The sequence below is a fragment of the Mycobacterium innocens genome (assembly GCF_900566055.1).
GTDB lineage: Bacteria > Actinomycetota > Actinomycetes > Mycobacteriales > Mycobacteriaceae > Mycobacterium > Mycobacterium innocens.
Window position 1 is genome coordinate 21869 of the sequence record NZ_UPHQ01000165.1, and the last position, 21948, is coordinate 43816.

Annotated in this window: 24 protein-coding genes, 2 tRNA genes and 1 pseudogene; 9 read left to right on the top strand and 18 right to left on the bottom strand. The window is 68.1% G+C overall.

Annotated features, from left to right (window positions below; all coding sequences use genetic code 11):
* Window positions 1–10: 10 nt before the first annotated feature.
* From EET03_RS16215 to EET03_RS16230, 4 genes and pseudogenes are all read right to left on the bottom strand, one after another.
* A complete protein-coding gene (locus tag EET03_RS16215) occupies window positions 11–1393 on the bottom strand; it encodes a YHS domain-containing protein (RefSeq protein ID WP_099193589.1) in 1383 nt (460 codons plus the stop codon).
* A gap of 22 nt (window positions 1394–1415) precedes the next feature.
* Window positions 1416–3707 (bottom strand): heavy metal translocating P-type ATPase, encoded by a 2292-nt coding sequence (locus tag EET03_RS16220; protein WP_075542007.1) that lies wholly within the window; start codon window positions 3705–3707, stop codon window positions 1416–1418.
* Between the two features lie 74 nt (window positions 3708–3781).
* Window positions 3782–3975 (bottom strand): annotated as a pseudogene (locus tag EET03_RS16225) (heavy-metal-associated domain-containing protein).
* A gap of 104 nt (window positions 3976–4079) precedes the next feature.
* Window positions 4080–4328 carry a hypothetical protein gene (locus EET03_RS16230; protein WP_136625708.1) on the bottom strand — a complete coding sequence of 83 codons (249 nt, stop codon included), beginning with the start codon at window positions 4326–4328 and terminating at the stop codon, window positions 4080–4082.
* 90 nt (window positions 4329–4418) lie between these two features.
* Between EET03_RS16230 and EET03_RS16235 the strand changes: the two genes are divergently transcribed.
* The 5 genes from EET03_RS16235 to EET03_RS16255 all read left to right on the top strand — a co-directional run bounded on the left by EET03_RS16235 (window position 4419) and on the right by EET03_RS16255 (window position 9306).
* The gene (locus EET03_RS16235) at window positions 4419–4682 is read left to right on the top strand and encodes a hypothetical protein (RefSeq protein ID WP_063471847.1); all 264 of its coding nucleotides are present in this window, start codon (window positions 4419–4421) and stop codon (window positions 4680–4682) included.
* Complete coding sequence (locus tag EET03_RS16240; protein WP_063471848.1) at window positions 4679–5074, top strand: type II toxin-antitoxin system VapC family toxin; 396 nt, start codon at window positions 4679–4681, stop codon at window positions 5072–5074. Before EET03_RS16235 ends, EET03_RS16240 begins: the two co-directional genes overlap by 4 nt.
* Window positions 5075–5152: 78 nt before the next feature.
* Window positions 5153–6346: an amidohydrolase family protein gene (locus EET03_RS16245; RefSeq protein ID WP_075542006.1), complete on the top strand. Its 1194-nt coding sequence runs from the start codon at window positions 5153–5155 to the stop codon at window positions 6344–6346.
* A 19-nt stretch (window positions 6347–6365) separates the two neighbouring features.
* Window positions 6366–8090, top strand: a complete 1725-nt coding sequence (locus EET03_RS16250) for an N-acyl-D-amino-acid deacylase family protein (RefSeq protein WP_075542005.1) — start codon at window positions 6366–6368, stop codon at window positions 8088–8090.
* Entirely contained in the window at window positions 8083–9306 is a 1224-nt protein-coding gene (locus EET03_RS16255; RefSeq protein ID WP_075542004.1) for a cytochrome P450, read from the top strand. Before EET03_RS16250 ends, EET03_RS16255 begins: the two co-directional genes overlap by 8 nt.
* 134 nt (window positions 9307–9440) lie before the next feature.
* Here EET03_RS16255 and EET03_RS16260 read toward each other — a convergent pair whose 3' ends face one another.
* From EET03_RS16260 to cobC, 4 genes are read right to left on the bottom strand one after another with little or no spacing between them, the layout of a single operon-like run.
* On the bottom strand, window positions 9441–10565 hold the full coding sequence (locus EET03_RS16260) for a bifunctional RNase H/acid phosphatase (RefSeq protein ID WP_099193590.1): 1125 nt from the start codon (window positions 10563–10565) through the stop codon (window positions 9441–9443).
* Window positions 10562–11299 (bottom strand): zinc ribbon domain-containing protein, encoded by a 738-nt coding sequence (locus tag EET03_RS16265; RefSeq protein WP_063471853.1) that lies wholly within the window; start codon window positions 11297–11299, stop codon window positions 10562–10564. Before EET03_RS16265 ends, EET03_RS16260 begins: the two co-directional genes overlap by 4 nt.
* Window positions 11296–12432, bottom strand: a complete 1137-nt coding sequence (locus tag EET03_RS16270; protein ID WP_099193591.1) for a Nif3-like dinuclear metal center hexameric protein — start codon at window positions 12430–12432, stop codon at window positions 11296–11298. The genes EET03_RS16265 and EET03_RS16270 overlap by 4 nt, the downstream gene beginning before the upstream one ends.
* Complete coding sequence (cobC, locus tag EET03_RS16275) at window positions 12429–13481, bottom strand: Rv2231c family histidinol phosphate aminotransferase CobC (RefSeq protein WP_063471855.1); 1053 nt, start codon at window positions 13479–13481, stop codon at window positions 12429–12431. The genes EET03_RS16270 and cobC overlap by 4 nt, the downstream gene beginning before the upstream one ends.
* Before the next feature lie 273 nt (window positions 13482–13754).
* Here cobC and EET03_RS16280 point away from each other — a divergent pair, with 273 nt between their 5' ends.
* From EET03_RS16280 to EET03_RS16290, 3 genes are read left to right on the top strand one after another with little or no spacing between them, the layout of a single operon-like run.
* Entirely contained in the window at window positions 13755–14387 is a 633-nt protein-coding gene (locus tag EET03_RS16280; RefSeq protein ID WP_075542023.1) for an HAD hydrolase-like protein, read from the top strand.
* Complete coding sequence (locus EET03_RS16285) at window positions 14380–14877, top strand: low molecular weight protein-tyrosine-phosphatase (RefSeq protein WP_075542000.1); 498 nt, start codon at window positions 14380–14382, stop codon at window positions 14875–14877. The genes EET03_RS16280 and EET03_RS16285 overlap by 8 nt, the downstream gene beginning before the upstream one ends.
* An 11-nt stretch (window positions 14878–14888) precedes the next feature.
* Window positions 14889–15704, top strand: coding sequence for an SURF1 family cytochrome oxidase biogenesis protein (locus tag EET03_RS16290; protein WP_099194210.1), 816 nt, complete (start codon window positions 14889–14891; stop codon window positions 15702–15704).
* On the opposite strand, the gene EET03_RS16295 is transcribed toward EET03_RS16290, so the two are convergent.
* The 7 genes from EET03_RS16295 to EET03_RS16315 all read right to left on the bottom strand — a co-directional run bounded on the left by EET03_RS16295 (window position 15686) and on the right by EET03_RS16315 (window position 19665).
* The gene (locus EET03_RS16295; protein WP_075541998.1) at window positions 15686–16627 is read right to left on the bottom strand and encodes a cobalamin biosynthesis protein; all 942 of its coding nucleotides are present in this window, start codon (window positions 16625–16627) and stop codon (window positions 15686–15688) included. The genes EET03_RS16290 and EET03_RS16295 overlap by 19 nt on opposite strands.
* Before the next feature lie 43 nt (window positions 16628–16670).
* On the bottom strand, window positions 16671–16865 hold the full coding sequence (locus EET03_RS29860; protein WP_136625709.1) for a hypothetical protein: 195 nt from the start codon (window positions 16863–16865) through the stop codon (window positions 16671–16673).
* Window positions 16866–16934: 69 nt separating this feature from the next.
* Window positions 16935–17102 (bottom strand): hypothetical protein, encoded by a 168-nt coding sequence (locus tag EET03_RS30300; RefSeq protein ID WP_167470648.1) that lies wholly within the window; start codon window positions 17100–17102, stop codon window positions 16935–16937.
* A 70-nt stretch (window positions 17103–17172) separates the two neighbouring features.
* On the bottom strand, window positions 17173–18102 hold the full coding sequence (locus tag EET03_RS16300; RefSeq protein WP_075541997.1) for a cation diffusion facilitator family transporter: 930 nt from the start codon (window positions 18100–18102) through the stop codon (window positions 17173–17175).
* Between the two features lie 51 nt (window positions 18103–18153).
* On the bottom strand, window positions 18154–19281 hold the full coding sequence (locus tag EET03_RS16305; RefSeq protein ID WP_075541996.1) for an epoxide hydrolase family protein: 1128 nt from the start codon (window positions 19279–19281) through the stop codon (window positions 18154–18156).
* A gap of 9 nt (window positions 19282–19290) precedes the next feature.
* Window positions 19291–19491 carry a hypothetical protein gene (locus EET03_RS16310; protein WP_208649070.1) on the bottom strand — a complete coding sequence of 67 codons (201 nt, stop codon included), beginning with the start codon at window positions 19489–19491 and terminating at the stop codon, window positions 19291–19293.
* A gap of 96 nt (window positions 19492–19587) precedes the next feature.
* Window positions 19588–19665: transfer RNA gene (locus EET03_RS16315), tRNA-Val, on the bottom strand.
* A gap of 202 nt (window positions 19666–19867) precedes the next feature.
* On the opposite strand from EET03_RS16315, the gene EET03_RS16320 reads away from it, so the two are divergent.
* Window positions 19868–20866 carry a Fic family protein gene (locus tag EET03_RS16320; protein WP_075541995.1) on the top strand — a complete coding sequence of 333 codons (999 nt, stop codon included), beginning with the start codon at window positions 19868–19870 and terminating at the stop codon, window positions 20864–20866.
* 57 nt (window positions 20867–20923) lie between these two features.
* On the opposite strand, the gene EET03_RS16325 is transcribed toward EET03_RS16320, so the two are convergent.
* From EET03_RS16325 to EET03_RS16335, 3 genes are all read right to left on the bottom strand, one after another.
* A tRNA-Val gene (locus EET03_RS16325) sits at window positions 20924–20998 on the bottom strand.
* Window positions 20999–21054: 56 nt separating this feature from the next.
* Window positions 21055–21516 carry a peroxiredoxin gene (locus tag EET03_RS16330; protein WP_075541994.1) on the bottom strand — a complete coding sequence of 154 codons (462 nt, stop codon included), beginning with the start codon at window positions 21514–21516 and terminating at the stop codon, window positions 21055–21057.
* A complete protein-coding gene (locus EET03_RS16335) occupies window positions 21516–21938 on the bottom strand; it encodes a DUF3052 domain-containing protein (RefSeq protein ID WP_075542022.1) in 423 nt (140 codons plus the stop codon). Before EET03_RS16335 ends, EET03_RS16330 begins: the two co-directional genes overlap by 1 nt.
* Between the last annotated feature and the right edge of the window lie 10 nt (window positions 21939–21948).

Here is a 21948-nt window from a genome sequence, read left to right on the forward strand (position 1 = left end):
AAAACGATGCTCAACTTTCGATCCCGTGTTGTGGAGGTTGCCGGGCGGTAGCAACGAAGCGGCCGGGATCGTCGTCGAAGGCGTCCGCGCATGTCTGAGAGCAGAAGACGAATGTCCTTCCCTGCCATGTGCTCCGAGTTGCCACGTCGTAGGGGTGAAGTCGCATTCCGCATACCGGATCGGTGTCACGGTGGGAGTTTTCCGGGCCGCGCGGTCGAATTTCGATGAGGCGCACCGATTCAGCAATACCCTTGAGTCGCCGCGGCGGCAAAGCGGTGATGTCGGCGTCTGCGCACTCCTCGGCTGCCGGGCGGAGATCTTGGGTGATGAGGAATTGTCCCGCGGCACTAGCCGACGCCACCCGCGCGGCGAGATTGATTGTGGCGCCGACGTAGTCACCCTCGCGATAGAGGACGGTGCCGTGGTGGGCGCCGATATGCAGGGCCGGGAATTGCGGCTCGGCGTCGACGAAACCAATCATCGCGAGCCCGAATTCGATGGCGTCTGCCGGCTGCGTGAACATCAGCATGAATGCGTCCCCGATCTGCTTGAGGACGCGGCCCCGGTGCCGAGTCGCGCGGGTACGTACCGTGAGGCTGAACCGGTGCAGCACATCTGCAGCAGCGTGATCGCCCATCGCTGCTGTCAGCGGTGTGAAACTGGCAAGATCGACAAACACCACGGTCGCGTGTTCCTCACCCGGTGCCGTGAAGGGCGGGCTGGTCTCCTCGGCGAGATGACGGAGCAGGTGTTCACGATTGGCCTGGTGGTAGGCGCGTCGGTGGAAGTGCACGACGGCCGGCTCCATGAGATCCAGCAACGGTTTCCCGATGTCCATGCTCGCCTCTAACAGCTCGCGGCCAACCAGGCCCTGGGCGCGGAAGCGTTCATGAACATAGTTGTGGAACGTGCGCACCTCGGCATCGGCCAAGCGCCCCATGGCGTCAGTGAATACCCGCACCAACTGCATGAGGGCGTCGCGCGGCAGACCTAGCCCCACTGCCCTGGCCACCATCCGCAATACGGCAACGTCCGACTCGGTGGTAGCCCCAATCTCATTGCATTCAAGAAGTTCTCGTAGGTCACCGAGCACGTCATCGCCGAGTCCGAGCTCGCCGGCGATGTCGGTCAGGTTTGCAGCGGCGCCGCTGGGCGGCGCGAGCTCCTCGAAGATGCCCAGCAGATCGCCCCCGTCAGCGGCGGCGGCCAGTTGGTGCGCGCCGACACCGCGGGCCTGCGCGAACTGAATCAGCCGTAAACGCTGCAGCGAGTCGGGCTCAAAGTCGCCATCCGGCCGGCGGTGCAGCAATCCCATGTCGGCATAGGAACAAAGACGTTCTTCGGTCTCGGCGGCAACGGTCGCCAGTCTGTGCAGACTCCAGGGCTCCACCATGAGACGCCATGCTCCTAATCGTCTACGACGACGGTTTCTTGACGTGGGATTCACGCACGATCGACTGGAATCGCCGTAGCCGTAGGCTGTTGCCGACCACAAAGGCCGACGAGAATGCCATCGCTGCGCCGGCCAGCATCGGGTTGAGCAGCCCGGCGGCCGCTAGCGGCAAGGCGGCAATGTTGTAGGCGAACGCCCAGAACAGATTGGCTTTGATCGTGGTCAATGTTTTGCGCGACAGGCGGATCGCGTCGGGCGCGGCGCGCAGGTCACCGCGCACCAGTGTGAGGTCGCTGGCTTCGATGGCGACATCGGTTCCAGTGCCCATCGCCAGTCCGAGGTCGGCCTGAGCAAGCGCAGCGGCGTCGTTGACGCCGTCGCCGACCATGGCCACCACGTTGCCGTCGGCCTGCAGCCGCTTGACGGTCTCGACCTTGCCCTGGGGCAACACCTCGGCGACGACATCATCGATGCCCACCTGCTTGCCGATCGCGCGTGCCGCGGCCGCGTTGTCGCCGGTGAGCAGGATCGGCGTCAAGCCCAGCGCACGCAGTTGGCGGACCGCTTCGGCGGCGGTCGGTTTGACGGCATCGGCCACCACCAGCACCGCACGCGCCGTGCCGTCCCAGCCCACGGCGACGGCGGTTTTGGCCTCCGCCTCAGCGTCTCGCATGAACGCCGCCAGCTTCTCCGGTAGATGTTGGGCCCAGTCGGCAAGGAGTCGCTGTCGGCCGACGACGACCGCGTGCCCGTCGACGATGCCCTGCACGCCCAACCCCTCGAGATTGGTGAAGTCCTCGACGGGTGGCAGGTCGCCGACCTTGTCGCGGGCAGCCTTGGCGATCGCCTTGGCGATGGGGTGCTCCGAGGAGTCTTCGAGTGCACCCGCGAGGCGCAACACGTCGTCCGGCTGTTCCCCGTCGGCGGTGATGACGTCGAGCAGGGCCATCGTGCCGGTGGTCACGGTCCCGGTCTTGTCGAGGACGATGGTGTCGATGCGCCGCGTGGACTCCAGCACCTCGGGCCCCTTGATCAGGATGCCAAGTTGCGCGCCGCGACCGGTGCCGACCATCAGCGCCGTGGGTGTGGCCAGGCCGAGCGCACACGGGCAGGCGATGATCAGCACCGCGACGGCCGCGGTGAACGCCGCGGCGATCGGTGCGCCGGTGCCGATCCAGAACCCAAGGGTCGCCACCGATAACGCGATGACGATAGGCACAAAGATGCCGGAGATCTTGTCGGCCAGCCGCTGGGCCTGCGCCTTGCCGGCCTGTGCCTCTTCCACGAGCTTGGCCATCTGCGCCAGTCGGGTATCAGATCCGATCCGGTTGGCGCGCACGATGAGTCGACCACCGACGTTGACTGTCGCGCCGACCACTTGGTCATCCGGGCCAACTTCGACCGGCACGGACTCACCGGTCAGCATGGACGCGTCGACCGCCGAGGAACCCTCGATCACGATGCCGTCGGTGGCGATCTTCTCGCCGGGACGGACCACGAAGTCGTCGCCGACCGCAAGTTGGTCGATCGGGATTCGTTGCTCCACACCGTTTCTGCGTACGGCGACGTCCTTGGCACCGAGCTCGAGCAGCGCCCGCAACGCCGCACCGGCGCGCCGCTTGGAGCGGGCCTCGAAATAGCGGCCGGCGAGGATGAACGTCGTGACCCCGGCGGCCACCTCCAGATAGATGCTGCCGGTGCCGTCAGTGCGGGCGATGCTCAGCTCGAACGAGTGAGTCATGCCGGGCATTCCGGCGGTCCCCCAGAACAGGGCGTAGATCGACCAACCGAAGGCGGCGATCGTGCCCATCGAGATCAGCGTGTCCATGGTGGCGGTGCCGTGGCGCAGGTTGGACCACGCGGCCTGGTGGAAGGGCAGCGCACCCCACGCCACCACCGGCGCGGCCAGTGTCAGTGACAGCCATTGCCAGTTGGTGAATTGCAGCGCGGGAACCATCGCCATCGCAATCACCGGCGCGGTCAGCACCAGCGAGACAAGCAGGCGCTGTCGCAACGCCGTCGCCGAATCGCCTTCGGTAAGTGCTGCATCGCCGTCGGGTTCACGAGTTTCCGGCTTGGAAACCTGCGCACGATACCCGGCCTGTTCGACGGTTTCGACAAGTTGTTCGGCCGAGACGTCGCCGATGTAGTCGACGCGGGCCTTCTCGGTAGCGAAGTTGACCGATGCCGCCACCCCACCGATCTTGTTCAACTTCTTCTCAATTCGCGCCGCACATGAAGCGCACGTCATGCCGCTGATATCCAATTCGACGTGACCGCTTGGCGGAGTTTTGGTTTTGGTAGCGGGATTCATGACGAATTTCCTCTGGTGATCGAGGGTCAGTGGCTATGGCGTTTGGGGCTTCGCAGTGGCGACCGGTCGGCTTGTCAGCCGGCGAGCTGATAGCCGGCCTCTTCGACCGCGCTCTTGATCGCGTCGCTGTCCACCGGCGTGTCGCTCTCGATGGTCACTTTCCGGCGGCGAGCTCCACGTTGACGGCGGTGACGCCGGGAACTTTGTCGATCTCTTCACGCACCGCGGCTGCGCAGTGTCCACAGGTCATACCGGTGACAGTGCTCATGTCGCTGCCTTTCTCGAGTCGCTGGTATTCAGGCGATCAACTCATGCCTACCATACCCCTTGGGGGTATGCAAGTGGTTGTCTGCCGGCTGTGGCGCCGGCCAGTCATGTGAGCAACTGCCAGACAGCACCGGATGAAATGCCCAAGGCCAGGCTTATGCCCGAAGCCAGCACCGCGGTGGCGGTGGACCACCTCTTCGGGTCGGACACGTCGTCGGCGACACGTTCGGTTGACTGCCGAAACGACGGAATGATCCAGCGCAGGTAGTAGAACAGGCTCACGAGGGAGTTGGCGAACACGACCACGGCGAGCCAGTCCACCGCCACCATCCCCGCTGGGATCCACGAAAGCATCGTTTCACCGCCGGCCAAGGATGTCCGACATATCCCCGCGCTATCTGCGAGACGGAGTCGAGACAGTTATGAGCCACCTATACTCATGCTATGAGTAAGCGGCTGCAGGTCCTCCTCGACGCCGACGAATGGGAAGAACTGCAAAAGATCGCGCGTCGGCATCGGACGACCGTCTCCGAGTGGGTTCGCCGCACCCTGCGCGAAGCGCGGGAGCGGGAACCGGGCGGCGATCTCGACACCAAGTTGCGCGCGGTCCGCGCTGCCGTGCGTCACGAGTTTCCGGCACCCGACATCGAGCAGATGCTCGAAGAGACCGAACTCGGTTACTTGGAGCCGCCCGGCGCAACACGGTGATCTTCGTCGACGCCAACATCCCGATGTACCTGGTGGGTGCCGCACACCCGCACAAGCTCGATGCGCAGCGCCTGCTGGAAGCCGCGCTCTTCGCCGGCGAACGGCTGGTCACCGACGCCGAGGTATTGCAGGAGATCTGCCACCGCTACGCGGCGATCGGCCGGCGCGAGGCGATCCAGCCGGCCTTCGACGCGATCCTCGCCGTGGTCGACGACGTGTTGCCGATCGGCCGCGCCGACGTCGAGCATGCGAAGGACACCTTGTTGCGCTACCCAGCCCTGCCGGCCAGGGATGCATTGCACGTGGCCATCATGGCCCGCCACAACATCGCTGCGCTCATGAGCTTCGACCGCGGCTTCGACGCCTACCCGGGGATCACGCGACTGACCTGACAAGGCAACCTTATATTCATTGCATAGATAGCGCTAAAAGGCATTGACACTCGCTAAAACCCATCGTTAGCTTCTCTTATGGCGCTGCTGCCAGACCCCGATCCCCGGCAGCGACAGCACGTCGTGATCTCGGTCGACGACCATGTCGTCGAGCCGCCCGACATGTTCGCCGGGCGGCTGCCCACCGCGCTGGCCGACCGGGCGCCGACGGTCGTCGAGACCGACGACGGGCGCCAGGTATGGCGCTACGAGGGCCGGGAATACCCGAACATCGGGCTCAACGCGGTGATCGGCCGGCCGCGCGAGGAATGGAGCATGGAAGCCGCCCGGTTCGACGAAATGCGCCGCGGCTGTTGGGATATCGACGCCCGCATCGCCGACATGGACCTCGCCGGCATCTGGGCGTCGCTGAACTTCCCGTCGCTGATCGCCGGGTTCGCGGGCACCGTGTTCTGGAAGAGCGACGATCTGGAGCTGGGGCTGGCCGTGCTGCGCGCCTGGAACGACTGGCACCTCGAGGTGTGGGCCGGCGCCTACCCGCAGCGGATCATCCCGCTGCAGCTGCCCTGGCTCGCCGACCCGCAGCTGGCCCCGGAGGAGATCCGCCGCAACGCCGACCGCGGGTTCAAAGCGGTCAGCTTTCCCGAGCTGCCCGCGCACTGCGGCCTGCCCAGCTTGCACACCGGGGTCTGGGATCCGTTCTTCGCCGCCTGCGAGGAGACCGACACGGTGGTCTGCCTGCACACCGGGTCGGCGCAGTGGGCGCCGATCCCCGCCTTCGACACCCCGTTCGAGACCATCACCACACTGTTCCCGGTCAACGGCCTGGTCGCCTGCGCGGACATGCTGTGGTCGGGCATCCCGGTGCGCTTCCCGCGGCTGAACATCACGCTGGCCGAGGGCGGCCTGGGCTGGGCGGCCATGCTCGGCGACCGCGCCGATTACGTTCTGGCGCACTCCGCTTCGGGCCACGAGGGCGGCTCCTGGAAAAGCGACCTGCTGCCCAGCGAGGTGCTGCGACGCACCTTCTGGTTCTGCTCGATCGACGATCCGCACGCGTTCGGCGCGCTGGACGCGATCGGGGCCGACCGCATCCTCGTCGAAAGCGACTATCCGCACGCCGACTCGACCTGGCCCGACACCCAACAGGTCGTGGCGCGCAACGTCGCCGGCCTGTCGGCGGCGGACGCGGCCAAGATCACCCACCGCAACGCCGCGCAGCTGTTTCGTCACCCGCTTCCGGACGAACGGTGGCTCGCGGCCACCGGATAGAACGGCGTAGGAGGGGCCCATGCTCGACCTGTTGATCCGTGACTCCGAGATCGTCGACGGTACCGGCGCGCCCGCCCGCCACGGCGACGTCGGCGTCCGTGACGGGCGGATCGTCGCCGTCGGAGAAAGCGACGACCTGTCCACGAAAACCGTTGATGCCCATGGACTTACGCTGGCACCGGGATTCGTCGACCTGCACACCCACTACGATGCGCAGCTGTTCTGGGACCCGACGGCGAGCCCGTCGGTGCAACACGGGGTAACCACGGTCTTCGGCGGCAACTGCGGCTTCACGCTGGCGCCCGCCGCAGCCGACCAGCACGACTACCTCACCCGGATGCTGGCGCGGGTCGAGGGGATGCCGCTGGACGCGCTGCGTGCTGGCCTGGACTGGGGCTGGGCGTCGTTCGGCGACTGGCTCGACCGCCTCGAGAGCCGCATCGCCGTCAATGCCGGCTTCCTGGTTGGCCATTCGGCACTGCGGCTGGCGGCGATGGGTAACGACGCGGTCGGCGGCCAGGCTACCCCGACACAGATCGACACGATGGTCGCGGTGCTGCACGACGCGCTGAACGCCGGCGCGCTCGGGCTGTCGACCTCGCAGTCGCCCACTCACAACGACGGTTCCGGCCAGCCGGTGCCGTCCCGCAGCGCCTCAAGAGAGGAACTGGTGGCGCTGGCCTCCGGCGTGCGCGACCACCCGGGCACCACGCTGGAGGCCATCATCGGCGGCTGCCTGTCCGGCTTCACCGATGACGACATCGCGTTGCTCACCGACATGTCCGTGGCCGCCGACCGGCCGCTGAACTGGAACCTGCTGGGTGTGACGGCGGCAAACCCGGCGGGGCACGAAAAGCAGTTGCGCGCCTACGATGTCGCGGCCGAACGCGGCGGCCGGGTGGTGGCACTCACCTTGCCGCACGGCATGAAGATCCGGCTTTCGTTCCTGTCCGGTTTCGTGCTCGACGGGCTGCCCGGGTGGCGCGACACCATGCACCTGCCGGTGCCGCAGCGGCTGGCCGCGCTCGCCGACCCCGCGGTGCGTCGCCGGCTCGCCGAGGGCGCCGCCTCCAAGGAGGCGGGCATGCTGCGCGGCCTGGCGCAATGGGACCGGCTAGTCATCGTCGAGACGTTCGCGCCCGAGAACGCCGACGCCACCGGGCGCAGCGTCGGCGAGGTCGCGGCCGCCCGCGGCGGCGAGCCGTTCGACACGCTGTTGGACATCGTGATCGCCGACGAGCTGCGCACCGGACTCTCCCCGCCGCTGACCGGTGACGACGCGGCCGACTGGCGGGCGCGCGCGCAGGTGTGGCGCCACCCGGGCGCGGTGATCGGCGGCTCGGACGCCGGCGCCCACCTGGACATGATGTGCGGCGCGATCTACACGACGTCGCTGCTGGGCAAGGGCGTGCGCGAGCATCGGGTGGTGACGCTGGAGGAAGCCGTGCGGCTGATCACCGACGTGCCGGCCCGGTTCTACGGGCTGACGCACCGTGGCCGGATCGCGCCCGGCTGGCACGCCGACCTGGTGCTGTTCGACCCGGCGACGGTCGGCCACGGCCCCGAACGCACCCGCTACGACCTGCCCGCGGGCGCGCCCCGGCTGGTCGCCGTCGCCCGCGGAATCAGCTCGGTGCTGGTCGGTGGCGTCGAGGTGTGCCGCGACGGCGCCGCCACCGGCGCGCTGCCCGGCACCGTGCTGCGGTCCGGGCGGGATACCGAGACGGTGTCGGCTCATGGCTGAGGTGGCAACCAACGACTTCGACCCGACCGAGCTGCAGGGCGGGCTGCTCATGCAGGTCGAAAACGTGCACGAGCGGCTGCGCGAGGCGCGCGCGCGACACCGGGTGATGCTCGGAAACCCCTTCACCGAGGTCAGGGCCGGGCAGGTCGGCGATTTCGGGGTGACGGTGCTCGGCTACGACGAGTGCCAGACGGTGCTCACCCATCCGGACACCTTCTCCTCGTCGATCTACGAGCACATCATGGGCCCGGTCATGGGTCGCACCCTGCTGGAGCTCGAGGGAGCCGAGCATCGGGCCAGCCGGGCGCTGGTGTCGCCGTCGTTCCGGTCGGCGCTGCTGGAACGATGGCGCGCCGAGCTGGTGGAGGTGGTGGTCCACGAGCTCATCGACCGGTTCGCGCCGCGCGGGCGCGCCGAGCTGGCCCGCGAGTTCACCTTCGCGTTTCCGGTCCAGGTGATCGCGCGGATCATGGGCCTGCCGCGACAGGACTACCCGCGCTTCCAGCGGCTGTCGATCGAGCTGCTCAATGTGGTCTACGACTGGCAGTGCGGGCTGGCCGCGTCGAGAGCGCTGAAGGCCTACTTCACCGAAATCCTCGCCGAGCGCCGACGCAACCCGCAGGACGACCTGATCAGCACGCTTGCGGACTCCGAGATCGACGGCGCACGGCTGACCGACGACGAGATCTTCGCGTTCCTGCTGCTGATCCTGCCCGCCGGCGTCGAGACGACCTACCGGGCCTCGGGCAACCTGCTGGTCGCGCTGCTCACCGAACCGGAGCTGCTGGACACGCTGCGGGCCGACCGCGGGCTGGTCCGCGCTGCCATCGAGGAGGCGTTGCGCTGGGAGCCGCCGATCACCACGGTGGTGCGGATGGCGGTCCGCGACTGCGAGCTCGGCGGGATCTCGATTCCGGCGGGAAGCAACGTCAGCGTCAGTGTCGCGGCCGCCAATCGGGACCCGGCGCGCTACCCGGATCCGGACCGCTTCGATCCCGCCCGCAAGAACATCGCGCACCTGACGTTCGGCGGCGGCCCGCATCTGTGCCTCGGCATGCACTTGGCGCGCATGGAGGCCGCGGTGGCGATCAACGCGCTGCTGGACCGCCTGCCGGGGCTGCGGCTGGACGCGAGCGCACCGACTCCGCACGTGGTGGGGGTCGCCTTCCGCTCGCCCGCCGCGCTGCCGGTCGAGTTCGCGCCGGCGCCGGCCTGACGCCGGCCTCCCACATGGCGCGTCGTCGGCGCCGCAACCCACAGCTAACCCTCGTCGAACGTGCACGTAGTGCGAAAAATCGCGCCGGAATTCGCAACGAATGCACGCTCGGGGCGGCTGGTGAACCAGACGGGCTACAGATAGCCGGTCTGGTTCACCAGCCGCACCGACGACGCTCCATCGGCATAGAACTCGGCGATGCTCAGCGACGCCAAATCGAGGTGCAACCGGTACAGGATGCCCGCCCCGGCATCCAGGGCCAGCCGCAACAACATCTTGATCGGCGTGACGTGAGAGACCACCAGGACCGTGGCGCCCTCGTGCCCGGCGATGATCCGGTCACGCCCGCGACAAACCCGCAGCAGCACGTCGTCGAAACTCTCCCCACCCGGGGGCGTGGCGCTGGTGTCACGCAGCCAGCGGCGGTGCAGCTCGGGGTCGCGTTCGGCCGCCTCCGCGAAAGTCATTCCCTCCCATGCGCCGAAGTCGGTCTCGACGAGGTCGTCGTCTACGGTCACCTCCAGACCCAGGGCCCGGGCCGCCGTCGTCGCCGTGTCATAGGCCCGCTGCAACGGCGAGGACACCACCGCCGCGATCCCGCCGCGCTGCGCGAGATAGCGGGCGGCCAGCCCGGCCTGCCGCCATCCCACTTCGTTCAACGCCGGGTTGCCCCGCCCCGAATAGCGGCGCTGCACCGATAGCTCGGTCTGCCCGTGCCGCAACAACAGCAGCCGGGTGGCCGCACCGCGTCGGCCCGTCCATCCGGGAGCTGTCGGGGATTCGGTCGCAAGCTTGTGCGGCGGGTCGGCAACAGCCAACACCGGCACGGCGGTGTTCTCCCCACGGCGATTGGTGCGAACCGCGGCATCCATCGCTTCGTTGGCCAACCGATCGGCATACGCATTCCGTGACCGCGGCACCCACCCGTAGCTGATCCGGCGGAAGTGCCGCGCCAGCGCCTGAGCCTGCGCATGCAGTTCCACCAGGTCCGGGTGCTTGACCTTCCAGCGCCCGCACATCTGCTCCACCACCAGCTTGGAGTCCATCAGGACCGTTGCCTCGGTGGCGCCCAGCTTCACCGCGTCGTCCAGGCCGGCGATCAACCCGCGGTATTCAGCGACGTTGTTGGTGGCCCGGCCGATCGCCTGCTTGGACTCCGCCAGCACGGTCGAGCGGTCCATGGTCCACACCACCGCGCCGTATCCGGCCGGCCCGGGGTTGCCCCGCGACCCGCCGTCGGCTTCGATGATGACTTTCACTGCTCAAAACCCTTGACCCGCAATAGGATTGCGCCACATTCCGGGCACCGCAACACATCGTCGTCGGCGGCCGCCGAGATCCGGGCCAGCTCGCCGCGGCCGATCTCGATCCGGCAGGCCCCACATCGATGACCCTGCAACGGTCCGGCGCCCGGCCCTCCCCCGGCCCGCTGCCGCTCGTAGAGGGCAACAAGGTCGGGATTCAACGAGGCGCTGAGTTCCTCGCGGCGCGACGAGCGTTCCCGGCGGGACTGCTCGAGTTCGGCCAGCGCGGCGTCCCGGGCTTGCCGGGCGCCGTCCAGCTCGGTGTGCAACTTCTCCAGTGCCGCCGTCTCGGCGACCTGCCGGGCCTGCAGTTCCTCGCGGCGCTCCATCACCTCCAGCAGGGAGTCTTCCAGGCTGGCCTGACGACGTTCCAGCGTCTCCAGTTCGTGCTGCAGGTCCGACAGTTGCTTGGCGTCCGTGGCGCCGGACGTGAGCAGCGACCGGTCCCGCTCCTCGCGCTTGCGCACCGCGTCGATTTCTGCCTCGAATCGCGACACCTGGGCGTCCAAGTCCTCCACAGCGATTCGCACGGCGGCCAGCCGGTCACCGGCGGCGTGGTGCTCGATCTGCGCCCGCTCGCAGGCCTCTCGCTGCGGCAGATGCGTGGACCGATACGCGATCCGCGACAGCTCGGCATCCAGCTTCGCCAATTCCAATAGCGAACGTTGCTGTGCCGCTTCGGCTTTCATGTCCCGTCTCCAGGTCTTGTTGCCACATTCCACGGATCGGTGCGGATGGTGGACACCCGCACCGGCAGCGACGCGCCGAAATGGGACCGCAGCACGCCGGCGGCTTGGTCGCACCAAGGGAATTCGCTGGCCCAGTGCGCGAGGTCGATCAGGGCCACCGGCGAGGACCGACAGTGCTCGTCGGCGGGGTGGTGCCGCAGGTCGGCGGTGACATAGGCCTGCACCTCCGCCGCGGCCGCGGCGCCCAGCAACGAGTCCCCGGCGCCGCCGCAGACCGCCACCCGCGAAACCGGCAGGCCGGGATCACCAGCGGCACGCACTCCCCAGGACGTCGCGGGCAGCGCCGCGCAGACCCGGGAGACGAAGTCGCGCAGCGGTTCCGGCTGGGGCAGCGTGCCAATCCGGCCCAACCCGACGCCGGCCGGCGGCGGCACCAGGGCGAAGATGTCGAAGGCCGGTTCCTCGTAGGGGTGCGCGGCCCGCATCGCCGCCAGCACCGCGGCCCGCGCCCGCGCGGGTGCGACCACCTCCACCCGATCCTCGGCCACCTGTTCGACGGTGCCGACGGCGCCTATTGCGGGCGATGCACCCTCCAGCGCGAGGAACTGTCCGGTACCGGTAACGCTCCAGCCGCAGTGCGAGTAGTCACCGATATGTCCGGCACCGGCCTCAAACACCGCCGCCCGCACCGCATCCGCGGACTCGCGCGGTACATAGATGACCCATTTGTCCCGATCGGCCGCCCCGGGCAACGGATCAAGCACGCCTTCGACGGTCAGGCCCAGCGCCTGCGCCAGCGCGTCGGAGACCCCCGGTGACGCCGAGTCGGCATTGGTGTGCGCGGTGAACAGCGACTTGCCCGATCGGATCAAGCGGTGCACGAGCCCACCCTTGGGCGTGCTGGCAGCGACCGTATCGACCCCGCGCAACAGCAACGGATGATGGGCCAGCAACAGGCCCCCGTCGGGAACTTCGTCGACGACCGCCGCTGTCGCGTCCACCGCGACGGTCACCGAATCCACCACGTCGGCCGGATCGCCGCAGACCAGGCCGACCGAATCCCACGACTCGGCAAGCCGCGGCGGATACGCCTGGTCCAGCACCTCGATGACGTCGGCCAACCGCACACTCATCGGCGCCTCCCGCTGTGCCCGCAACCGATGGCCTGAACCAGCCGCGGCCACTCCGCTCGCACCGCCGCGCGCAGATACCGGTTGTCCAGGCCGACGAACGTATCGCAGCGGCGAACCGCAATTCGCTTCTGGTGCAAGTCGTTTCGGATTCGCACGGCATCCGGCATGCCGAACAGCACAAACGGTGCGCAACCGTCGACCACCGCGGCACCCACCGACTGCAGGCCGGCCACCATCGCCGCGCGCAGTGCCACCAGCCGCTGGGCACCGGCGGCGGCCTCGGCCACCGCTTCGGGCGCACAGCACGCCGCGATGGCCGCCAGCTGCAGGGTGCCCACCGGCCAGTGCGGGCGCCGCGCGGTCAGCCGGGCCAGCACGTCCGGTGCGCCGAGGGCATAACCCACTCGCAAACCGGCCAGCGACCACGTCTTGGTCAGGCTGCGCAGCACCAGCACATCAGGCAGGCAGTCGCCGGCCAGCGACTCGGGCTCCCCGGGAATCGAATCGGCGAACGCTTCGTCGACGACCAGGATTCGTCCCGGCCGGCGCAACGCCAGCAACTGCTCGCGGGTGTGCAACACCGCGGTCGGGTTGGTCGGATTACCCACCACCACGAGGTCGGCCGCCTCGGGCACCGCCACACCGGCTAGGCCGAACGGCGGCTCGAGGACAACGTGGTCCACCGGGATTCCGGCGGCGCTCAGCGCCACCGCCGGCTCGGTGAACGAGGGCGCGATGATCGCCGCGCGAGCCGGAGCCAGGTTGGGCAACAACGCGAAACCCTCCGCCGCCCCGGCCAGGGGCAGCACTTCGTCGCGGGTTCGGCCGTGCCGGGCGGCTATCGCCTGTTGTGCGCGGCGCACCTCGTCCACGCTTGGATAGCGGGCCAGATCAGTCAGCCGGGCCGCCAGAACGTCGACAAGCCACTGCGGCGGGCGGGTCTCACGGACATTGACCGCGAAATCCAGCATGTCGGGCGCGACGGCCTGATCACCGTGATAGCGCGCCGCGGCGAGGCAAATCGACGCGCTGTGATCCAGATCCGCCACCAGTGAAACACTAGTGCGCCGGTGGACTACCCAGGCATCCGGAGCACCGCCCCCGGCGGGCGTGGCCCGGGTCGGGTCGGGGCGGGCAGTCGCTGGCCAGCGTAGAAGCGGTCCGCTCCGGCGGGTGAGCCGGTGGCGTTAACGCCGGTCGGTGCCGGACGACCCGCCGCATCACCGACAATGGAAGGCGTGACAGGTTCGATCGCGACCGATTCGCCCGACTGCGGCGCCGCCCGCCGCCCTACCGCGGTCTCCGACGGGCCGCCGCAGCTGGTGATCTTCGACCTCGACGGGACCCTGACCGATTCGGCACACGGGATCGTGGCGAGCTTCCGCCATGCGCTCGACCACATCGGCGCCGCCGTTCCCGAGGGCGACCTGGCCGCCTGGATCGTCGGCCCGCCGATGGACGACACCTTTCGCGCGATGGAGCTCGGCGATCGTGTCGAAGACGCGATCGCGGCTTTCCGGGCCGAATACGGCGCCCGCGGCTGGGCGATGAACACCGTGTTCGACGGGATAGCGCCGCTGCTGGGCGATCTGCGCGCCACCGGGGTCCGGCTGGCGGTGGCCACTTGCAAGCTCGAGCCAACAGCGCGACGCATTCTGGCGCACTTCGGGCTGGAGCAACATTTCGAGGTCATCGCCGGAGCCAGTGGCGACGGCTCACGGAGCAGCAAGATCGAGGTGCTGGGCCACGCGCTCGCCCAGCTGCGGCCGCTGCCCGAGCGGGTCCTCATGGTCGGCGACCGCAACCATGACGTCGAGGGCGCGGCAGCGCACGGCATCGACACCGTGGTGGTCGGCTGGGGATACGGGCAGGACGATTTCGGCCACGACACTGACGCCACCCTCGTCAGGCACGCCCGCACCATCGACGAGCTGCGGGAGGCGCTGGGTGTCTGATCCGCCAACCTTGCACGTCACCTTCGTGTGCACCGGCAACATCTGCCGTTCGCCGATGGCCGAGAAGATGTTCGCCCACCAACTCAGGGAGCGCGGCTTAGGAGATGCCGTGCGGGTGACCAGTGCCGGCACCGGCGACTGGCATATCGGCAACGGGGTCGACGAGCGGGCCCGGCGGGTGCTGCGCGCCCACGGCTACCCCACCGAGCACCGCGCCGCGCAGATCGATGCCGGGCATCTGGCGGCAGACCTGGTGATTGCCTTGGGCCGCAACCACGCTCGGCTGCTGCGGCAGCTCGGTGTCGAGGATGCGAGGCTGCGCATGCTGCGCTCGTTCGACCCGCGGTCGAGCGCCCACGCCCTCGACGTCGACGATCCCTACTACGGCGGCCATGACGAATTCGAGCAGGTCTTCGCCGTCATCGAGGCCGCGCTGCCCGGCCTGCATGACTGGGTGGACGAGCGGCTGGCGCAGAACGGATCCCCGTGATGCCCAGACGGATTCCCAGCCTGGCGTTCCTGCTGCGGCCGGGATGGATAGCACTGGCCCTGGTGGTGATCGCGTTCACCTACCTGTGCTTCACGGTCCTGGCCCCGTGGCAGCTGGGAAAGAACACCAAAACCTCCCGGGAGAACCGCCAGATCGACTACTCCCTGCACACACCCCCGGTGCCGCTGAAAACTCTGCTGCCGCAACAGGATTCATCGGCCGCTGGTGCGCAGTGGCGCAGGGTGACGGCGACCGGGCACTACCTGCCGGACGCGCAGGTGGTGGCCCGGCTGCGGGTGGTCGACGGCGAGCAGGCGTTCGAGGTGCTGGCGCCATTCGCCGTCGACGACGGGCCGACCGTACTGGTCGACCGCGGCTACGTGCGGCCCGAGCCCGGCTCACACGTGCCGCCGATCCCCCGCCCGCCGGAGCAGACCGTGACCATCACGGCGCGACTGCGAGATTCCGAACCGACGGCTGTGGGCAAGGAGCCGTTCACCAGAGACGGTTTCCCGCAGGTGTATTCGATCAGCACGGCACAGGTTTCGACGTTGACCGGAGTTCCGCTGGCCGGGTCCTATTTGCAGTTGGTCGAGGACCAGCCCGGCGGACTGGGCCTGATCGGGATACCGCATCTGGATGCCGGACCGTTTCTGTCCTACGGCATCCAGTGGATTACCTTCGGCATCCTGGCGCCGATCGGACTGGGCTATTTCGCCTTCGCCGAGCTGCGGGCGCGCCGCCGCGAACGACGCGAGCCGCCGCCGGCGGACGAGCCGATGACGGTCGAGGAGAAACTTGCCGACCGCTACGGCCGCCGGCGGTAGAGCAACAACCCAACGCCCAACGCCGCCCCGGCCTGCACCGCCCGCGACAGCAGCACCGCCCGGCGCAGATCGGCAACCGTGGGCTGACGGCCGTCGCCGAGGGTGGGCCGGATCTGTAGCCCGTGGCGGTACCGGGTCGGCCCGCCGAGCCGCACGCCCAGCGCCCCGGCGAACGCCGCCTCCACGACGCCGGCGTTGGGGCTGGGATGGCGGGCGGCGTCGCGACGCCAGGCCCGGAGGGCGCCCAACGGCGATCCGCCGGCCAGCGGTGCGCACACCACCACCAGCAGCGCAGTCGCGCGCGCCCCGGCATAGTTGGCTGCATCATCCAATCGTGCTGCGGCCCAACCGAATCGGAGATAGCACGACGAGCGGTAGCCGATCATCGAATCCAGCGTGTTGACCGCCCGGTATCCCAGCACCGCGGGCGCGCCGCCGATCGCCGCCCACAGCAGCGGTGCCACCTGGGCGTCGGAGGTGTTCTCGGCCACCGACTCCAGCGCCGCGCGGGTCAAGCCGGGCAGGTCCAGCCCGGCGGGATCGCGCCCACACAACGACGGCAGCAGCCGTCGCGCCGCCTCGAGGTCGCCGCGATCCAGCAGCTCGGCCATCGCCCGACCGGTGCGAGCCAACGACATCCCACCCAGTGACACCCAACTGGCCGTCGCCGTGCCCGCCAGGGACCGCAGCCTGCCCGGGCCCCGCTGCAGCGCCGCGCCCAGTAGGCACACGGCACCGACCAACACCCCGACGTGCACCACACCGGCGACCTTGCTGTCGCGGTAGCTGGTCTGCTCCAGCTTTGCGGCCAGCTGCCCGAACACCGCGACCGGATGACCCCGCTTCGGGTCGCCCAGGGCGAGGTCGGCCAGGTAGCCCACCAGGACGCCGGCGATCCGGGCCTGCCGCGTCGACGCAACCACCCCGGCAGCGTCTCATACGTCCGCTTCGTCGCGGCCGGGCCGCCTAGACCGTCAACACGATGGCCAGCACAATCACCACGACGACCAGCGCGACCAACACCGACCAAAGCAGCGGAGCACGCTTTGAGCCGCGCCCGGGGCGCGTCACTTGGGGGCTCGTCGACGGGGCAACGCCCCACTTGCCTTTCGGCGACAGGTTGGGCGGGTCGGGAGGCGGAGGTGAAGGTTGAGTGCTCACCTGTACTCGGGTGCCCGCTTCCGGCCGGACCAACCTGTGTACCGGGTAACAACAATCGTCGCCCGACGGCTACACCACCAAGACGGCGATCAGCGCGAGGACAATGACCAGCTGCGCCGCCAGCATCCACCACACCTCCCCGGCATGGCCGTATCCGCCCGGCGACGGCGCGATCGGCAGTGTGGGCAGGTCGGCCGCCGCAGCGTCGGCATCGCGGGGTGACGGTTCGATCGACATGCCGTGAATGTGCCCATTTTTAGGCCGGCTAACCTTCGAGCGGGTGAGAACCTCGTCGCATACCGCCTTCTCAGACCGGCTGCGCGCTACGCGCCGCCCAGACGAAGCTGCGCATCTCGGGTAGCTTCGCGGACAGCCGTTGGGCCACCAGACGGCCCGTCGCATCGGCCTCGGCCACCGAGGTGGCCGGATCAAGCCAGCCCTCCACCTCCACGCGCAGCGTGCGCCCAGTCCAGCGGGCGCGTGCGTGGGCGTGGCTGACTCCCGGTGTTGCGGCGGCGACCGCCTCCGCGGTGGCGATGACGGCGGGATCCACCCCGTCGAGCAACCGGTTGCCGATGTCTGAGGTCACCTCCCAACCGACATGGCAGATGAATCCCGTCACCACGATGCCGGCAACGCCGTCGGCCCATCCCCAGCCCGCGGCGACTCCGCACAGACCCAGCAACGCGCCTCCCGACGACAGCGCGTCCAGCCAGGAATGCTTGGCATCGGCGATCATGGTCGACGACTGGATTCGGCGGCCGACGACGAGCTTGTAGCGGGCCACCAGCTGATTGCCGGCGATGCCGACCGCCGCCGCGGCGATGCCCCAGCCCACATGCTGGGTAGTCCCGTGCCGCAGCAGCTTGTCCACACTTTCCACCCCCGCTACCGCGGCGCTGGCCCAGATCACCAGCGCCACCCCGATGCCGGCGAGATCCTCGGCCCGCTCCAGCCCATATGGATACTGCTGGCTAGCCGACTTCCGCGAGCTCCGAAATCCGACGAACACCACCAGACTCGTCGAGACATCGGACAGATTGTGCAAGGCGTCGCCGAGCAACGCCACCGACCCGGACACCATGGCGATCGCCAGTTCGATCAGACCCGTCAGCGCCAAACCGGCAGCGCTCAGCGCGACAGCACGATTGGCCCGGCGCCGCTCCGCCCGGTCGTCGAACCGGTGCGCCAGCGGAAAACTGGCGGCCGGGTCCCGCAGACCATTGATCACATGCATGCCCAATAGGATGCCACTTGGTGCTCGGCGCTCCGAGTGTGAGGCGGAACCTCACCGCACCGTCGCGAAAAACCTGCGGACGTCCTCGACGAACAGATCGGGTTGTTCGAATGCGGCGAAGTGCCCGCCGCGCGGCATGGTCGTCCAGTGGGTGATGTGGTAGTTCGGCTCACACCACCGCCGCGACGCCCGCAGGATCTCCCGGGGAAAAGACGCGACACCGGTGGGTATTTCGACGCGGCCGCCCGGACGGAAGCTCTTCATGCTTTCCCAGTACAACCGGGCCGACGATGCCGCCGTGCCGGTCACCCAGTACATCATCACGTTGTCCAGCAGCTCATCACGAGTGAGGACGTTCTCGGGGTTGCCGTCGCAGTCCATCCATGCCCAGAACTTCTCGACGATCCAGGCAAGTTGTCCCACCGGGGAATCCACCAGCCCATAACCCAGGGTCTGGGGCCGGGTTGCTTGCTGCTTGGAATAGCCGGTGCCCCACTTGCGGTGGTGGTCCAGGTCCAGCAGCGCCTGCCGCTCGTGGTCGGTGGGCTCGTCGGCGGAGGGCCAGGCGATCGGCATGTTCAGGTGGATGGCCGCGCAGTGGCCTCCGGAAAGGCCGGCGTTGCGGCCGATCTGGGTGGTGACGGCCGCTCCCCAGTCGCCGCCCTGGGCGCCGTAGCGCCGGTAGCCGAGACGCTGCAGGAGCGTCTCCCAGGCCTGAGCGATTCTCTCGACTCCCCAGCCGGTGCGGCTCGGCTTGCCGGAGAAGCCGTAGCCGGGAAGCGACGGGCAGACGACATGGAAGGCGTCTTCGGCGCGTCCGCCATGGACGGTGGGATTGGTCAGCGGCTCGATCACCTTGTGGAACTCCACGATCGAGCCCGGCCAGCCATGCGTGATCAGCAACGGGAAGGCGTCGTCATGCGGTGACCGTTGATGGATGAAATGGATATCCAGCCCGTCGATTTCGGTGACGAACTGGTCGAAGCGGTTGAGCGCCGCTTCGCGTGCCCGCCAGTCGTAGTCGTTGGCCCAGTAGGCGGCCAGGTCGCGGGTGTAAGCCAGCGGAATGCCCTGGCTCCAATCGTCCACACACTCGGCTTCGGGCCAGCGGGTGCGCGCCAGACGGGACTGCAGGTCATCCAGAACGTCGTCGGAGACGTCGATGCGAAACGGCCTCACGCCGCAAGACTATTTCTTGTTGGCTTCTTTGATCAGTGTGCTGATCTGATCGAGCAGCTCGCGCATGTCGGCGCGCATCGCGTCCACCGCGGCATACAGGTCCGCCTTGGTCGCCGGCTGCTGGTCCGATGACAGCGGCCGCACCGGCGGTCTCGACTTCTGCCGTCCCGCACCGTCGCTCTGAGAACCAGATAGCTCACCCACGTCCACGACCTTGCCATACCCGCTCGCGACCGACAACGCGGCGGGTATAACGCCGCGGCGAGACCGGCTTGGATTTTCGCCGCGCTGCCAACGCCGCGCAGCCGGTGGGCGCGGACGGTATCGAACCGCCGACCGCTGGTGTGTAAAACCAGAGCTCTGGCGGCCGACGCCAGCACCACCAGCAGCAGCATCACCATCGCAGCGTCGCGGGCGTCAACGCCAGTCCGACCCCCGGTCCGACAAATGTGTACGCTAACCAGAAATAAAGCGTACAGTATGATATCTATATGTTTCCGCAGTTCACTAGATCGATTTCGTACTTTAAGACTTATATCAGTGCGCCGTACGAATTCAGAGCAACCATGAAAGGTCAAGGAGCGACGTGGCCACAAGGGGCCGACCGGCGCGATCCGAGGTCTACAACCGACTCGACACCCAGATATCCGAACTATGGAACCGGCTTGGCGGCCTACCGAGCCCACTAGAAGCCGCAAACATCTGGAAAGACATCTGGACAGCCGAAGCGCATCACTCGACAGCCATCGAAGGCAACACGCTGGTCATCAGCGAAGTCGAGAAGCTACTCGACGAGGGCCGCGCTGTCGGCGCGAAGCAACTCCGCGAATACCTGGAGGTCAAGGGCTACGCCAATGCCGCTGATTGGGTCTATCGCGAAGGCATCCAGCCGACCAGCTACGACCCTGAGCGCCATATCACCATGCAGGACGTGCGCCACATCCATCAGCAGGTCATGGCCCTAGTGTGGGCCGTCGACCCCCATCCCAGCGCGTCGCCGGCCGAAGGCCCGGGCGCATTCCGCCGCCATGAAATTGAAGCATTTCATGGCGGAATGAAGCCCGTTACCTGGCCACTCATCGACGTCGAAATGGCCTCATGGCTCGATGAAGCCAACGACGTCGAGGCCCGTTCCCTGAACTTCCCGGAACGGATCGCCAAGGTTCACCGCGACTTCGAGGCGATCCACCCGTTCCTCGACGGCAACGGACGTACCGGACGGCTAGTACTCAACCTCATTCTCGTGCGCCTGGGATATCCGCCGGCCATCATCTACAAAAACGACCGCCGCAGATATTTGCGAGCGCTACAGCGCGCCGACGGCGGCGACTACGGCGCACTAGGCGAGTTCATCGCCCGCGCGGTCATGGACAACCTTTACAAATTCATCGTGCCGGCAATTGCCGGGCCGGCGCGCTTGGTCCCGCTGACTGCGCTCGCGACCGACGAGCTCAACGCCACCGCGCTGCGCGTGGCCGCTAACCGCGGTGCGCTGCAGGCCACCAAAGGCTCTGACGGGCAGTGGCGCTCAAGTCGTCAATGGGTGCAGGAGTACGCCCAGAACCGCTACAAACGCCGAGGCTGAATTGACAGCACCAATGGCGGATCGAGTGGCGCCCAGCGATCGCCAACCCGCTTCCACTGGTGGGCGCGGACGGTATCGAACCGCCGACCGCTGGTGTGTAAAACCAGAGCTCTACCACTGAGCTACGCGCCCTTGAAACCCGGGGGTCCGCAGCAGGCTACCCGCCCGCGGCCCGAGCACCCAAACCTTCAGGCTCGCAAAGCCGCCAGCGCATCCGTCCACAACCGCTGATCGCGGGCCTCACCCGGCTGTTTCATCTCGGCGAACCGGATGATCCCCGACCGGTCGATGACGAAGGTACCGCGGTTGGAGACGCCGGCCTGGTCGTTGAACACGCCGTAGGCCTGGCTGACCCCACCGTGCGGCCAGAAATCGGACAGCACCGGAAAGGTGAACCCGCTCTGGGTCGCCCAGATCTTGTGCGTCGGCGGTGGGCCCACCGAAATGGCAAGTGCCGCACTGTCATCGTTCTCGAACTCGGGCAGGTGGTCACGCAGTTGGTCCAGCTCGCCCTGACAGATCCCGGTGAATGCCAGCGGGAAGAACACCAGCAGCACGTTCTTCGCGCCGCGATAGTCGCTGAGGGTGACGGGTTGTTGATTCTGGTCGCGCAACGTGAAGTCCGGAGCGGTGGCCCCGACGTCGAGCATCAGCGCTTCCCGGCCCGTGACTTCGGCTGGACCAGCCGGCTGGCGCTCCAGTCCCCGAGGTTGACCGACGAGGTCGGCATCAACCCGGCAGTGGGCGCCGCCTCGGCGATGTCGGCGGGCAGCACATGGCCGGGCCGGCCGGTCTTGGGGGTCAGCACCCAGATCACGCCGTCCTCGGCGAGCGGGCTGATCGCGTCCATCAGGGTGTCCACCAGATCGCCGTCGCCGTCGCGCCACCACAGCAGCAAGACGTCGACGACCTCGTCGGTGTCTTCATCCAGCAGCTCGCTGCCGCAGGCTTCCTCGACCGCCGCGCGGATGTCGTCGTCGGCATCTTCGTCCCAGCCCCACTCCTGGACGACTTGGTCTCGTTGGATGCCCAGTTTGCGAGCGTAGCTCGGGGCGTGATCCGCCGCGACCACCGTGGAACCT

Excerpts from the sequence above, each read along its gene's own strand:
- EET03_RS16215 (WP_099193589.1), bottom strand. The coding sequence starts at position 1,393 with ATGGTGGAGCCCTGGAGTCTGCACAGACTGGCGACCGTTGCCGCCGAG.
- EET03_RS16220 (WP_075542007.1), bottom strand. The coding sequence starts at position 3,707 with ATGAATCCCGCTACCAAAACCAAAACTCCGCCAAGCGGTCACGTCGAA.
- EET03_RS16230 (WP_136625708.1), bottom strand. The coding sequence starts at position 4,328 with ATGCTTTCGTGGATCCCAGCGGGGATGGTGGCGGTGGACTGGCTCGCC.
- EET03_RS16235 (WP_063471847.1), top strand. The coding sequence starts at position 4,419 with ATGAGTAAGCGGCTGCAGGTCCTCCTCGACGCCGACGAATGGGAAGAA.
- EET03_RS16245 (WP_075542006.1), top strand. The coding sequence starts at position 5,153 with ATGGCGCTGCTGCCAGACCCCGATCCCCGGCAGCGACAGCACGTCGTG.
- EET03_RS16250 (WP_075542005.1), top strand. The coding sequence starts at position 6,366 with ATGCTCGACCTGTTGATCCGTGACTCCGAGATCGTCGACGGTACCGGC.
- EET03_RS16255 (WP_075542004.1), top strand. The coding sequence starts at position 8,083 with ATGGCTGAGGTGGCAACCAACGACTTCGACCCGACCGAGCTGCAGGGC.
- EET03_RS16265 (WP_063471853.1), bottom strand. The coding sequence starts at position 11,299 with ATGAAAGCCGAAGCGGCACAGCAACGTTCGCTATTGGAATTGGCGAAG.
- EET03_RS16270 (WP_099193591.1), bottom strand. The coding sequence starts at position 12,432 with ATGAGTGTGCGGTTGGCCGACGTCATCGAGGTGCTGGACCAGGCGTAT.
- EET03_RS30300 (WP_167470648.1), bottom strand. The coding sequence starts at position 17,102 with ATGTCGATCGAACCGTCACCCCGCGATGCCGACGCTGCGGCGGCCGAC.
- EET03_RS16300 (WP_075541997.1), bottom strand. The coding sequence starts at position 18,102 with ATGCATGTGATCAATGGTCTGCGGGACCCGGCCGCCAGTTTTCCGCTG.
- EET03_RS16330 (WP_075541994.1), bottom strand. The coding sequence starts at position 21,516 with ATGCTCGACGTCGGGGCCACCGCTCCGGACTTCACGTTGCGCGACCAG.